12 protein-coding genes are annotated in these 13743 nt (G+C 31.8%); 5 read left to right on the top strand and 7 right to left on the bottom strand.

The genetic code is table 11. The annotated features are described in order from the left end of the window. Nucleotides 1–27: 27 nt before the first annotated feature. Together GBO31_RS25575 and GBO31_RS25570 are read left to right on the top strand one after the other, a co-directional pair. Nucleotides 28–1893 (top strand): ABC-F family ATP-binding cassette domain-containing protein, encoded by a 1866-nt coding sequence (locus GBO31_RS25575; RefSeq protein ID WP_219011473.1) that lies wholly within the window; start codon nt 28–30, stop codon nt 1891–1893. Between the two features lie 36 nt (nt 1894–1929). Continuing rightward, entirely contained in the window at nt 1930–2505 is a 576-nt protein-coding gene (locus tag GBO31_RS25570) for a hypothetical protein (RefSeq protein ID WP_219011472.1), read from the top strand. Here the strand turns inward: GBO31_RS25570 and GBO31_RS25565 are convergent. Continuing rightward, nucleotides 2495–3085: a hypothetical protein gene (locus tag GBO31_RS25565; RefSeq protein WP_219011471.1), complete on the bottom strand. Its 591-nt coding sequence runs from the start codon at nt 3083–3085 to the stop codon at nt 2495–2497. The genes GBO31_RS25570 and GBO31_RS25565 overlap by 11 nt on opposite strands. Before the next feature lie 304 nt (nt 3086–3389). Here GBO31_RS25565 and GBO31_RS25560 point away from each other — a divergent pair, with 304 nt between their 5' ends. Beyond that, a complete protein-coding gene (locus GBO31_RS25560; protein ID WP_219011470.1) occupies nt 3390–4076 on the top strand; it encodes an ABC transporter ATP-binding protein in 687 nt (228 codons plus the stop codon). 3 nt (nt 4077–4079) lie between these two features. Here the strand turns inward: GBO31_RS25560 and GBO31_RS25555 are convergent, their stop codons facing one another. Continuing rightward, nucleotides 4080–4865 carry a HesA/MoeB/ThiF family protein gene (locus GBO31_RS25555; protein ID WP_219011469.1) on the bottom strand — a complete coding sequence of 262 codons (786 nt, stop codon included), beginning with the start codon at nt 4863–4865 and terminating at the stop codon, nt 4080–4082. Between the two features lie 40 nt (nt 4866–4905). Next, nucleotides 4906–5577 carry a hypothetical protein gene (locus tag GBO31_RS25550; protein WP_219011468.1) on the bottom strand — a complete coding sequence of 224 codons (672 nt, stop codon included), beginning with the start codon at nt 5575–5577 and terminating at the stop codon, nt 4906–4908. 167 nt (nt 5578–5744) lie between these two features. On the opposite strand from GBO31_RS25550, the gene GBO31_RS25545 reads away from it, so the two are divergent. Then, the gene (locus GBO31_RS25545; protein WP_219011467.1) at nt 5745–7184 is read left to right on the top strand and encodes a sodium:solute symporter; all 1440 of its coding nucleotides are present in this window, start codon (nt 5745–5747) and stop codon (nt 7182–7184) included. Here GBO31_RS25545 and GBO31_RS25540 read toward each other — a convergent pair. Further along, nucleotides 7161–7526, bottom strand: a complete 366-nt coding sequence (locus GBO31_RS25540; protein WP_219011466.1) for a CoA-binding protein — start codon at nt 7524–7526, stop codon at nt 7161–7163. The genes GBO31_RS25545 and GBO31_RS25540 overlap by 24 nt on opposite strands. 425 nt (nt 7527–7951) lie before the next feature. On the opposite strand from GBO31_RS25540, the gene GBO31_RS25535 reads away from it, so the two are divergent. Beyond that, nucleotides 7952–10372, top strand: coding sequence for a TonB-dependent receptor domain-containing protein (locus tag GBO31_RS25535; RefSeq protein ID WP_219011465.1), 2421 nt, complete (start codon nt 7952–7954; stop codon nt 10370–10372). Between the two features lie 274 nt (nt 10373–10646). Here GBO31_RS25535 and GBO31_RS25530 read toward each other — a convergent pair whose 3' ends face one another. From GBO31_RS25530 to GBO31_RS25520, 3 genes are all read right to left on the bottom strand, one after another. Then, nucleotides 10647–11657 (bottom strand): 3-oxoacyl-ACP synthase III family protein, encoded by a 1011-nt coding sequence (locus GBO31_RS25530; protein WP_219011464.1) that lies wholly within the window; start codon nt 11655–11657, stop codon nt 10647–10649. A gap of 218 nt (nt 11658–11875) precedes the next feature. Next, on the bottom strand, nt 11876–12163 hold the full coding sequence (locus tag GBO31_RS25525; protein ID WP_219011463.1) for a T9SS type A sorting domain-containing protein: 288 nt from the start codon (nt 12161–12163) through the stop codon (nt 11876–11878). A 270-nt stretch (nt 12164–12433) separates the two neighbouring features. Then, nucleotides 12434–13741, bottom strand: a complete 1308-nt coding sequence (locus GBO31_RS25520) for an ABC1 kinase family protein (RefSeq protein ID WP_219011462.1) — start codon at nt 13739–13741, stop codon at nt 12434–12436. Between the last annotated feature and the right edge of the window lie 2 nt (nt 13742–13743).

Raw genomic sequence — 13743 nt, 5'->3', positions numbered from 1 at the left:
TTCCAATCATAAACCAACCATTATCACGTGAATTACGTATCAGTAGAAAATATAGCCAAATCTTTTGGAGAACGAGTGTTATTTAATAACATCTCTTTTGGAATCAATGAAGGGCAGAAAATTGGTTTTGTTGCCAAAAATGGAACTGGTAAAACATCTCTTTTAAATATTGTAGCTGGTGATGAAGAACCTGATGAAGGTCAAGTAGTATATCGAAAAAATCTAAAAGTAGCTTTTCTACCTCAGGAACCAGACTTAGATCCTAATTTGACTATAGAAGAAACGATATTCGCTTCAGATAATGATATTTTACGTGTAATCAACACCTATGAAAAGGCTTTGCAGAATCCTGATGATACAGAAGCTTATCAAAAAGCTTTTGAGCAGATGGATGCATTAAACGCTTGGGATTTTGAAACACAATACAAACAAATTCTTTTCAAGTTAAAATTAGAGAATCTAAACCAAAAGGTAAGTCAACTTTCTGGAGGTCAGAAAAAAAGATTAGCCCTTGCGAACATTCTTTTAAGTAAACCTGAACTATTATATCTTGATGAACCCACCAACCACTTAGATCTTGAAATGATCGAATGGTTAGAAGAATACTTCGCCAAAGAAAACTTTACCCTTTTTATGGTTACTCACGACCGCTACTTTCTGGAAAATGTATGTAATGAAATTGTAGAGTTAGAAAATGGTAGGTTATATAGTTACAAAGGGAATTATGCGTATTATTTACAAAACAAGGAAGCTAGAATAGCGAATGAAGAAATAGAAACCAATAAAGCCAAACAACTTTATAAAAAAGAACTAGATTGGATGAGACGACAACCTAAAGCTCGTACCACTAAATCCAAATCTAGAATTGATGATTTCTATGAAATCAAAGAGCGTGCTCATAAAAGAAGGAATGATCATGAGGTACAATTAGAAATAAATATGGAACGACTGGGAAGTAAAATTCTGGAAATCCATAAAGTTTCTAAAAGCTTCGGCGATCTTGTTCTATTAGATAAATATGAATATGTATTCAAAAAAGGAGAACGTGTAGGAATCATTGGAAAAAATGGTACTGGGAAATCGACTTTTCTAAATATGATTACCGGTGGGATCACACCTGATCAAGGTAAAATAGTTATTGGTGAAACTGTAAAATTTGGATACTATACACAGAAGGGAATTGCTATAAAAGAAGGACAAAAAGTGATTGATGTCATTCGTGAATTTGGTGATTATATTCCTTTAAAAAAAGGGCGCCAAATTTCTGCTCAACAACTATTAGAACGTTTCTTATTTGATCGGAAAAAGCAATATGATTTTGTAGAAAAACTAAGCGGAGGAGAAAGAAAAAGATTATACCTATGTACTGTACTTATTCAAAATCCTAACTTCCTAATCTTAGATGAGCCTACTAATGATCTTGACATTGTGACACTTAACGTTTTAGAAAATTTCTTGTTAGATTTTCCAGGTTGCTTAATTGTAGTATCTCATGATCGCTATTTTATGGATAAAATTGTAGATCATTTGTTCGTATTTAGAGGAAAAGGGATTATTGAAGATTTCCCTGGCAACTACTCTGATTATAGGGTTTACGAGAATAGCAGAACTCCAGAAAAGCCTCAAACAGATGATAAAGAACCTAAAGCAAAATCCTCTTGGAAAAAAGACAATAAGAGCGCTTTATCATATAATGAACAAAAAGAGTATAGCCGTATCGAACGTGATCTAAAAAAATTAGAACTCCAAAAAAAGGAAATAGAAGAACTCTTCACCAGTGGAAATTTAGATGAAGACAAAATCAATGAAGAATCCGCAAAACTTAAAGAAATCATTGATGCAATTGAAGAGAAAGAAATGCGTTGGTTAGAGCTTTCTGAAAAAATGGAATAACTTTTTCATTGTAATCAACCACTTTTAATTGAAGGAATGCTATTTAGAATCAAATCATACTTTCTTTTTTTACTAAAATCCACTAATCAGCATGGTGTACATTCACCTTTTATATACAACTTAGTAACTAAATGTTTATATGATCGTAAAAAAAGAAAATCTTATAACAAGATAAAATCTATTATACAGAGCAGTCCAAACATTGGTATCAATCTAAGTTCTGGAAAAATACTCAATAGAGTTATTCCATATTTTAACTATCAAAATATCCTGGTAATTGAAAAAAAATCCAATACCATTTCTCAAATCGCATCCTTAGATAATACCATTTCTGTGCATAACTCTACTGAAGAAAATCAGTATTTTGATCTTATCTTTTTAGACATTGACACTTATAAAGCTGACACCGATATACTAGAAGTGATCATCGAAAAAACGCATAATGATTCTTTACTTCTTATAAACTCTATAAGATCATCTACAGAAAACTTAAAAATCTGGGAAAGCATACAAAAACGTTCAAAAGTAACAGTTACTGTCGATATCTATTCTTTGGGATTTGTTTTCTTTAGAACTGAACAAGCAAAGGAACATTTTACTATTAGGAAATAACAGGTAAAAGTTTCTTTTTAGTTTTTGTAAAACTGATATTCTTCATAAGAGCATCATTAGAATGGCATAGTTCCTTCATATATTGATCATACGTTTTATTGTTTTCAACAAGAAACCTGTTAAAATAACTATTAGCCACCTCTACTCCCATTGTCTTTTCTATGTTCATTAATTTTTTATAAAGTGTTTTTACCTTATATATCATTCTTTCTGAAGGAAATTTTCGTACAATTACATAACTGATAATTTCATTTTTATCATTCTTTCTTGCTTCAAAAACAGTAGTAATCCATTTCCATGTCCCTTCTTGAGTTACACATTTTGTAAGGATATGAGCTTTGGTTTTGCTATGTAATTGTAACCAAAATCTTGATTCAATTATTTTAGGGATATTTAAGTGGATTATTTCCTGATCTATATCTGAAGTGAGATCGGTTTTTTGATATTCATTCCACTCGGAAAAATCAAAGTTAAGATCAGTAATGAAACAGTTTAGTGTTTTTTTAGAGGTTATAACTCTTTTAGGAAGTATTGCAATATTTGCTATTGCATTTTTAATTGGTGGGTTGCTGATAGACATGTTTATATAATTAGAAATGAATATTTGTTTGTTTTCTATTTATATATTCCAAATATCACGCCCCTTATCTTGCTCGATATTTTATCTTACTCTTCTAAAGATAAAATTAATCTATGACAAAAACAACACAATTGTTAAACTAAAATTTCCCCTAATATTTAATGATTTAAAAACTAGATTTTTGTGAGTACAATTATGATATCTGATAAAACTATATGAATTGAATTCATTTTCTTGTAACAAATTTATCCATAGTACGTCATATAGGCTAAAATCGTATCTTACGCTATAATTAATTCATCGCATGGAAAACGTTATCGATATTAAAGGTATCATTAGAAATTTTCAATTAGGTCAGGAAACAGTATATGTTCTTAAAGGTATAGATCTAGAGATTAAAAGAGGAGATTACATCGCAATAATGGGACCTTCTGGATCTGGAAAATCGACACTTATGAATCTTCTAGGTTGTTTAGATACACCTACTGACGGTTCTTATAATCTAAACGGAAATGATGTAAGTAAAATGACGGATGATGAATTAGCCGAAATCCGAAATAAAGAAATTGGTTTTGTTTTTCAAACCTTTAATTTATTACCAAGAACTACAGCATTAGATAATGTAGCATTGCCAATGATTTATGCAGGAACTTCAAAAAAAGATCGAAATGCTAGAGCCGAAGAAGTATTAACAGACGTAGGACTTGCAGATCGAATGGACCACAAACCTAATCAACTTTCTGGAGGTCAACGCCAAAGAGTTGCTGTGGGTAGAGCTTTGGTAAACAAACCTTCTATCATACTGGCCGATGAGCCGACAGGAAACCTAGATTCTAAAACTTCCTTAGAAATCATGCAATTGTTTGATGATATTCATGCAGCTGGAAACACAGTAATACTTGTTACGCATGAAGAAGAAGTTGCCGCTCATGCGCATAGAGTAATCCGATTACGAGATGGTATGATAGAAAGTGATACTAGAAATAAATAAGTATTATCTAGTCGATAAAAAATAAGGCTCTGGAAATGTTTTTACTTTAAGATTATTAACTAGGCTAAATAATATATTAGAAACCAATCCCGCAGCAAGATGAGACCCCACTACTAATTGTGGAGGTGTTATCTTTTTTGAATTCTGTTTATATAACTCGTAAAAATCATAAAACCATTCTAGGTCCATGTCTTTTCTATCTTTAAAATAGGACAACATATTTTGAATTAAGACTAACTCAAATCTTCCTTCTTTTCTAGCAACATCATATATTTGTTCACTATCTGGTGTTACTAGATATGCAGCTCCTCCCCATCCAAAATTAAGAGGATGAATCACTGGTATTCCTTTTTCCTTGCAAACTTCATCAAAAACAAAAGGAGTTTGTTCTGCATCAAAATCAATAGCATTAATAGCAATATCACATCCATCAACATAATCAGCAATTGTATCTGGTTCTAAAAATAAATGATGATATGAAATCTTTACATTAGGATTAATCGCCTTCATCCTTTCTGTAATGGAAGCCACTTTTGACCTCCCTACATCTTTATAATCATAATTTTGTCTATTGAGATTAGAAACTTCCACTTCATCTCCATCTATGAATACAAAATTCTCAAATCCTAATCTTAAAGCTGCTTCTGCGATAACACTTCCTAATCCTACTCCTCCAAAAACTATTTTACTATTTTTTATTCGATCTTGTTGTTCTGGCGTGATGTACAAAACGTTTTTATGATATCGTTCTTCATCATGCATTTGCGGTATTTTTTTTGTGCTTTCCATTTATTTTAAAAATTTCTATAGTTCACTATTCATCTAATAGTTACTTATAGACTTTAGACATTTTTTTGTTTTCTGTATCGTTTAGCCAGTAATGTATATCCTCACCAGTCATTATTACTGGGTATGTTGGACTACCTAAACATTCCTGACTTGGTCCTATCTTTTGCATATTGATTCCAATTTCTCTAAATATTGTATAGATCAGTGCATCTGATTCAGCAATGACCAAACTATCAGGGTTTTTATCAACTATTTGAAATGCTTGTCTAACCAGTTCACTAATTAGCTCTTTTGCAGTTAGTTGATGCTTTTCTTCTTTTAGTAACTTAGAATCAATAGCCAATCTCCCCAAGTGCCATATATGTTTTGTTGACAAGTTCCTTTGAGCAATGACATCAGATAGATCGATATCAAACTCTTCTTCAATAGGAAAGATATCTCCTTCTAATCTATACGTCAATTTTATGGTTCCTACGATTTCTTCTTTGTCATTTATAAAAGCAAAATATATCGACTGATAAAACCTTTTCTCATCAGACGCTTTCATATCAAGTTGTACTTGATCTTCAGGTTGCCAATTGTATTTTTTTGTATAATGATAACTATATAACCTAAATACAAAATCTGAAAAAGATGTGAGACTTTGTTTTCTAATTTGATATAAATTCAACCCTTTATATCTGGATATTAATTTATTTTTTGAGGCGTACATTTTATAGGTTTAAAATTCGGCTGCAAAAAAAAATAATTTCCCTGAATTAAGAACACAGATTTCTTTATTTTTTTGTTAACCATTTATCAACTAAAAATCATCTCAAACAAGCCTGAATTATTTAAAATTTAAATTTGTATTTTGCTCTTACGTTTTAACTAAAATTTATGCAACCCATACATATTCTGTTATTAATCACCGCTTACTTTGGTGTACTTCTTTTAATATCTTATTTCACAGGAAAAAATTCAGGAAACGAAGCTTTTTTTAAAGCAAATCGTCAATCTCCTTGGTATGTGGTTGCCTTTGGAATGATTGGAGCTTCTTTAAGTGGTGTTACTTTTATTTCTGTTCCTGGTTGGGTAGAAGCTTCTCAGTTTAGCTATATGCAAGTAGTTCTAGGATATATTGTTGGATATGCTGTTATTGGAACCGTTTTATTACCTCTATATTATAAGCTCAACTTAACATCCATATATACCTATCTAGAAGAACGTTTTGGTAGATCTTCGTACAAAACAGGAGCTTCATTTTTTTTAATTTCAAGAGTTGTAGGAGCTAGTTTTCGCCTGTTTCTGGTGGCTAATGTTTTACAGGTGATTATGTTTGACAGCATTGGAGTACCTTTTTGGGTAACCGTAATAATAACGATACTCCTAATTTGGCTATACACATTCAAATCTGGTATTAAAACTATTGTATGGACAGATACACTACAAACATTATTTATGTTAATTGCCGTTGGAGTGGCAGTTTATTATGTAGCGAACGATTTAGGAATTGACAGTTCTGGTATACTAGGATATGTTTTGGATAGTGACCTTTCTAAGATTTTCTTTTTTGATGATTTCAAGAGTGGTGATCATTTTATCAAACAGTTTATCTCAGGTGCATTTATTGCCATTGTAATGACTGGTTTGGATCAGGATATGATGCAAAAAAATCTCACTTGCCGAAATTTAAAAGATGCACAAAAAAACATGTTTTGGTTTACCATAGTACTTACTATTGTCAATTTTATATTTTTAGGATTGGGATTATTACTTACTCAGTATGCTTCACAAAACGGTATAGATGCTCATAAAGATCAATTATTTCCTGTAATAGCAACACAAAGTGGATTAGGAATAGGCATTGCTATTTTCTTTGTATTGGGGTTAATTGCTGCAGCCTATAGTAGTGCAGATAGTGCATTGACTTCTTTAACGACTTCATTTAGCATTGACATCATGGATATAGAAAAAAAACTAGCTCCAAAAGATCAAATCAAAGCAAGAAAAAGATATCATATTTTATTCTCACTAATATTGGTGCTTGTCATTATAGCTTTCAAGTATATTATTAAAGATGAAAGTGTAATTGCAAAATTATTTGTTTTTGCAGGATATACCTATGGTCCACTTTTAGGGTTATACGCCTTTGGTTTATTTACTAAGATGAAGGTTAAAGACAAAATTGTTCCACTTGTTGCAATCTTATCACCAATACTATCCTACATTATAAGTATTAATAGTGCAAATTGGTTCGGTTTCGAATTTGGGTTCTTTATTTTGATCCTAAACGGTTTATTAACCTTTTTAGGATTAATACTGATTCGTAGAAAGTAACACTAAAGTACAAGCAACTTCAAATTCAATATTCGCTTCTCTTAATAATTTGTAAAATTCAGGGTTTTCAGTTCCAGGATTAAAAATTACTCTCTGCGGATCAAGTCCTATGATGTAATCATAATACGCTTCTTGTCTAGTTGGGTTTAGATATAAGGTTACCGTATGAATATCATCAAATGTAACTAAAGAAGTTTCTATGGTAACATCAGCGACTTCTCCCGCTCTAAGTCCAATAGCTACTACATTTTGATGATGATTTACTAATCTATGTACCGCTAGATTAGAATATCTGTTAGATTTCAGAGATGCGCCTAAAACCAAAGTCTTTTTGGACTCCATATACATTTATTTAATCGCAAAGTAACGTTAATTCAAAGTGATTACAGATCATAAACGTTAAAAATAAACCCGAAAATGTTAAAAACAAAAATTAGGTGTAACATAAGGCTTGCACTCCACGTCTTATAGATAAAGAAATATGATTTTTCATAAATTTAGTTAGTTAGTTACTTAATAATCAAATTTTATTCATAGTTGATGGTTAGTGTTACTATTTGATTATTATAAGAAGACCGCTCCTTATCCAGGAGCGGTTTTTGATTTTGTAATTAATTGTTAAAAAAAATATTTAATGTAACAGATTTTGGATTAGGTCGTCATATTTTCAATACGTGTCATCAACGTATTTTAGGGAAACAATTGTACCGATATTATGCAATACCGAGTACAATGTATAACATACATCAATCAAATAAACGTTCAGAATGAAAAAAACGAATCGATCTCTTTGGAAGAGAACAAAAAACGCATGCTTATTTTTTCTATTAATAAGTTGCTCTTTACTTACTGCTCAACCCAATAATAATATTGTAGTTGGAACTATAAGCGGAACTGTAATTGACAAAAATCTAAAGCAACCCATTCCATATGCAACTATCGTTATAAATGATGGAGCTAACAAGGTAGTTAGCGGTGGAATTACAAAAGATGATGGAACTTTTTTGATAGCCGATATACCTAAAGGAAATTATACACTAAAAGTACAATTTATTGGATATACAAGTTATAGTCAGCCGATAGCTATATCAAGAAAAAACAAGGACATCAACGTAGGAACCATATCATTAGAAGAAGAAGCACAGGCGCTAGATGATGTAACAATCATTGCAGAACGAACTACTATCGAACAAAAGATCGACCGAAAAGTAGTTAATATCGGAAAGGACCTTACGACTACAGGTGGAACAGCAGCAGAAATCATGCAAAATATCCCATCTGTTAATGTGGATCAAGATGGAAATATCGCATTACGAGGTAACCCAAACGTGCAAATACTTATTGATGGAAAACCAACAAACATTTCACCTACGCAATTGCTAAAGCAGATTCCATCCACATCTATTAAATCCGTAGAATTAATTACAAATCCATCTGCTAAATACAATCCTGAGGGAATGAGCGGTATTATTAATATAGTATTACGTAAAAATGCTAACATTGGTTTTAACGGAAATATAAATCTGGGTGTAAACTGGGATAAAAATGCCAGATTCAATAGCTCCATTGACCTAAATTACCGAACTGGAAAAATAAACGTTTATGGAAATTATGGAGCCAATATCACCAAAAACCTACAACAGGGTTTCATATTTAGAGGTGACCAAAACTATAGAACAGATTTTCGTTTCTTGGATAACAATAAATCGCATCTTTTTAAAGTAGGTTTTGACTACTACATTAATGACAAGAATACAATCTCATTGTATACTAATCAAAATTTATTTGATGGAAACATCAATGGTACAACAGATATTAATTTTCTCGATAATCCAGAAAATAACGTATTCCAAAATTTGATTAACGATAGCGATAATATTGGATCTACCTATAATTTTGATTACAAACATGATTTCAAAAAAGAAGGACATAATATTGAATTAGAAGTAGACTATAATGTTTTTGAAAGTGATAGCGATGATGATTTCAATTTTACTGGCGGTTTAACTCCTAATTATGATGATATATTAAACAATGAAAGAACCAACACAACCATTAATCTTGATTATGTAAACCCTTTATCAGAAAAAGCAAAGTTAGAATTAGGATATGAAGGTCGTATAAGACGTACCGACAATGAATACAGATCAACCTTATTTGATGATTCTAAATATCGATATGACAGAGATATTCATGCTATATATGCTACCTACGGTAAGAACTATGAAAAATGGTCATATCAGTTAGGAGCACGATTAGAAAGCTATCAAGTAGAGGCAATTTTTAATGATGTAAAAGTATTTGAAGATGATATTTTCACAGTTTACCCTTCTGCATACCTTACATATACTCCTGGCGAAAAAAACACCTATCAATTAAGCTATAGTCGAAGAGTAGACAGACCTGGATTAAATCAAGTAAATCCTATTAGAGAATGGAGTACTCCAAGAATAACTTCTAGAGGAAATCCAGAGCTCGATCCTCAGTTTACGAATTCAATAGAATTAAATTACACTCGCAAATTACAAGGAGGGTCGATAACTGCAGGAACTTTTTATCGTCTTATCAACGATGAGATTAATCAGACCTTGTTAACGGATCCTACTGTTGAAGAAGGGCAAATACTTACGTTTGAGAATTTTGATAATAATTCTGCGTACGGAATAGAAATTTCCAGTAACTATAGACCGACCAAATGGTGGAATTTTAATGCAAGCTTTGATTTATACGCTCAAACACAAAAAGGTATTGTAGAAGATGTTGTAGAAGTTAATGGAGTAGATGAAACTGTTCAAGTATCTAGTGAGGTAGATGCAGTAGTATATAACTTTAGAATCAATAATAACTTCAAAGCTACCAAAAACCTAACATTTCAAATCTTTGGTTTTTATCGTGGCGAGCAGGAAGGAATTCAGTTTAAAACAAAACCATTTTATTTTGTAAATACAGGAGCTAGATATAATTTCTTAGGAGGGAAAGGTACAGCAAGTATCAACTTTAATGATATATTCAATACTATGCGCTTTAGATTCTCTGGTGACTTTCCTTTTGAACAGAATGGACAATTTCAGGGCGAAACACAAACCGTATTCTTAGGTTTATCGTATCGTTTCGGTAGTGGAAAAAATCGAAAAGTTAGAAGAAAACGTAGAGATTCGAATGAAAAATCCGGTGGAGGAATTCTTTAAACAAATACAACTAATATGTTAATTTATTAAAATATATGCATTTTATTTGTTAAATTTAAGAATCATCAAACCAAAACACCTTAAAGTTAAATAAATGTAAAAAATTAAGTGTTTTTGTAACACTCTGCAATTTGTTACGTCTATTATAGTACCATTCCGGTTATAATTTATTTGAATTAGCCTTTAAAGAAAAAAATAACCCCGGTAAAACAAAAATCGCGAAACGTACTGTTTCGCGATTTTCATTTACATATAAATCTAATATGTGATTATCTTACCATTTGATAACAGCACTACCCCATGTAAATCCACTTCCGAAAGCAGCTAACACCACAACATCTCCTTCTTTGATTTTACCTTCTTCCCAAGCTTCAGTCAATGCAATTGGAATTGAGGCTGCTGTTGTATTACCATATCGCTGGATATTATTATACACCTGGTCATCTGACAATCTAAATTGTTTTTGTACAAACTGTGAAATCCTAAGATTCGCCTGATGAGGGATCAACATATTAATATCCGACGGAGAAAGGTTATTTTGTTGTAATCCTTCATTAATTACCTCTGAAAAACGCACTACCGCATTCTTAAAAACAAATTGTCCATTCATATATGGATAATACGTGATATTTTCCTGATCATTCTTTTCAATAATTTCAGGAACCCAATGTTCTGTACTTGGACCTTCTAAAGAAAGCTCTTTAGCGTGCGCTCCTTCACTATGCAAATGAGTAGATAATACACCACTATTATCTTCTTTTTCATTTCGAGACAATACCATAGCACCTGCTCCATCTCCAAAAATCACAGAAACTGCTCTTCCTCTAGTTGTCATATCCAATCCACCACTATGATTTTCGCTTCCTATGATTAGCACATTTTTATACATCCCTGTTTTGATAAACTGATCGGCCACTGATAAAGCATATACAAAGCCACTACATTGGTTTCTTACATCTAAAGCAGGTACAGTATTCATATCCATCATATCCTGGACTCTAACTCCACCACCTGGAAAATACATATCTGGACTTAGTGTAGCAAAAATGATAAAATCAATATCATCTTTTGTCAATTTTGCTCTTTCTAAAGCAATCTTGGCCGCTTTCACTCCCATTATAGAAGTACTATTACCATCTCCCTTTTTTATATGACGCCTTTCTTTGATACCTGTGCGCTCCTGAATCCAAGCGTCATTTGTATCCATTATTTTTGATAAATCGTCATTAGTTACAACATTTTCAGGAACATAACTCCCTAATCCTGTTACTTTTGAAGTATACATATATTATAATATTGAGTGTGTATTGTGTGCAATAATAGCTTATTACTTTCGCTGTTTAAAAAACCGCAGAGCAAGATATGTATTCTTACGTTTTTGATAAAAGAAACAGCGATCTTATTGTATGCATGCATAACAAATATTAGTTAGATCATCCATACGATACAAAAACAATAGTGCGTTCAAATTTCTCCATATAAAAACAAATGAAACATTGCCGGTTAAAACCTTAAGATTTTTTTGGTTATTGTATGAATACCATCACTCACTTCAATAATATATAAATCAGAGGGAAAAGGGTCTAAGGAAATCTTATTTCTTTTGGACAGGTGATAATTCTCTTGAAGTAATTGTCCATTTCTATTAAGTATCTTATAAAAAACATCAGCATTAGTCGTTAGTACATCTACATAAATTGCATTGAAACGATAATCAAGAAATACTAAAAATGATTTCTCTGTATGATATTCACCATCATTCTCTTCTAATGTTTCCAAAGAAATATCCATGTCTTTTTCCCTTTCTGATTTAATATTAACTATACGCTATTTGGTTAAAGCAAGTGTAATTGTCTAATTTAAAATTAGAGAATTCTAATCTTTGAGAAGTGGATAAACTTTGCAGAAAAGAAACAAATTTCGACAAAAGGCAAATAATCTCCACAAAAGTATTTTTTACTTGTAAAGTCATTTAAAAAGCGAAAGGCACGCCAACCACAGCATGCCTTTCTAACAACCTAACCAATAAATAAACAAACCAAAGCCAGTCTTAACGACTGACTAAAGGTACTTTTCAAAATTTTTCACACGAATCGTTGCTTTCAAATCGTGTAATAAGTTATATAGACCAAAGAAAGTTCTATTGATATACAGGAAATGCTTACTTCCTCTATTACCATTCATTTTCCTTAATTCTGTATCCTTAGAATATTTTTCACTCAACTCGGTTATTTTATTCCAAAAACCTTCATCTGCAAAATCAAAAGTCTCTTCATTAAATGGTCTTGTAAAAAGACTTAGCATTTCATGAAATAATGCAGAGAAGAATTTCTTTTCCTCTACTGAGTCATCTTCTCGAAGTATTTCGAGTTCAAACATTTTTTGAGTAAAAAATTCAGGATTATTTATATTTTCTTTTTCTGCCAATTCAAAATAAGGAGTATAAAACTCTAAGGGAACTTTTTTCACACATCCAAAATCTATTGCTATAAGATTCCCTTCTTTATCAATAAGGAAATTTCCTGGATGTGGATCCGCATGTACCGCTTTTAAAATATGCATCTGATACATATAAAAATCCCAAAGCGCTTGTCCTATTTTATCAGCCTTCTTTTTATCTTCATTCTTTTTCGCAAATTCACTAAGATGATCTCCATCCATCCAGTCCATCGTAATGATACGCTTACTAGACAAATCCTCATAATATCTAGGAAATCTGAGATTCTCAATCTTCGAACAAGCATTAGTGATGTCTTTACTCTGTTGCACTTCTAAAACATAGTCTGTTTCTTCAAGTAATTTCCCTTCTAATTCCTGAAAATACTTATCCGAATCTTTTCCCTTTAAATTGAACATCCTGATGGCGATGGGTTTTACCATCGCCAAATCAGAACTTATGCTGTCTGCAACTCCAGGATATTGAATTTTCACAGCAAGTTTTTTCCCGTCTTTAGATGCCTTATGTACCTGTCCGATACTGGCAGCATTAACAGATTGAGTTGCAAACGTGTCGTATAAATCTTCCGGATATTTTCCGTGATATTTTTTAAATGTTTTTCTTACCAAAGGAGCAGATAAAGGAGGCACACTAAACTGAGACAACGAAAACTTTTCTACATACGCATTAGGTAGTATATTTTTTTCCATTGAAAGCATTTGTGCCACTTTAAGCGCACTACCCTTCAAATTTTTCAATCCATCATAGATATCAGCAGCATTGTCCTCATTTAATTTATCTCTAGTTAAATTTGGATTAACAGCTTTCTTACTATAATACTTCAGATAATTCCCTCCTACTTTTACACCAGTCTTTACCAATTCTGTGGTTCGTCCTAATTTCGAGGTTGGTATTTTATCTATTGTCTTCATAT

It is taken from the genome of Aquimarina litoralis (genome assembly GCF_019295435.1).
Lineage (GTDB): Bacteria > Bacteroidota > Bacteroidia > Flavobacteriales > Flavobacteriaceae > Aquimarina > Aquimarina litoralis_A.
This window is presented reverse-complemented; position numbering and strand designations above follow the sequence as displayed.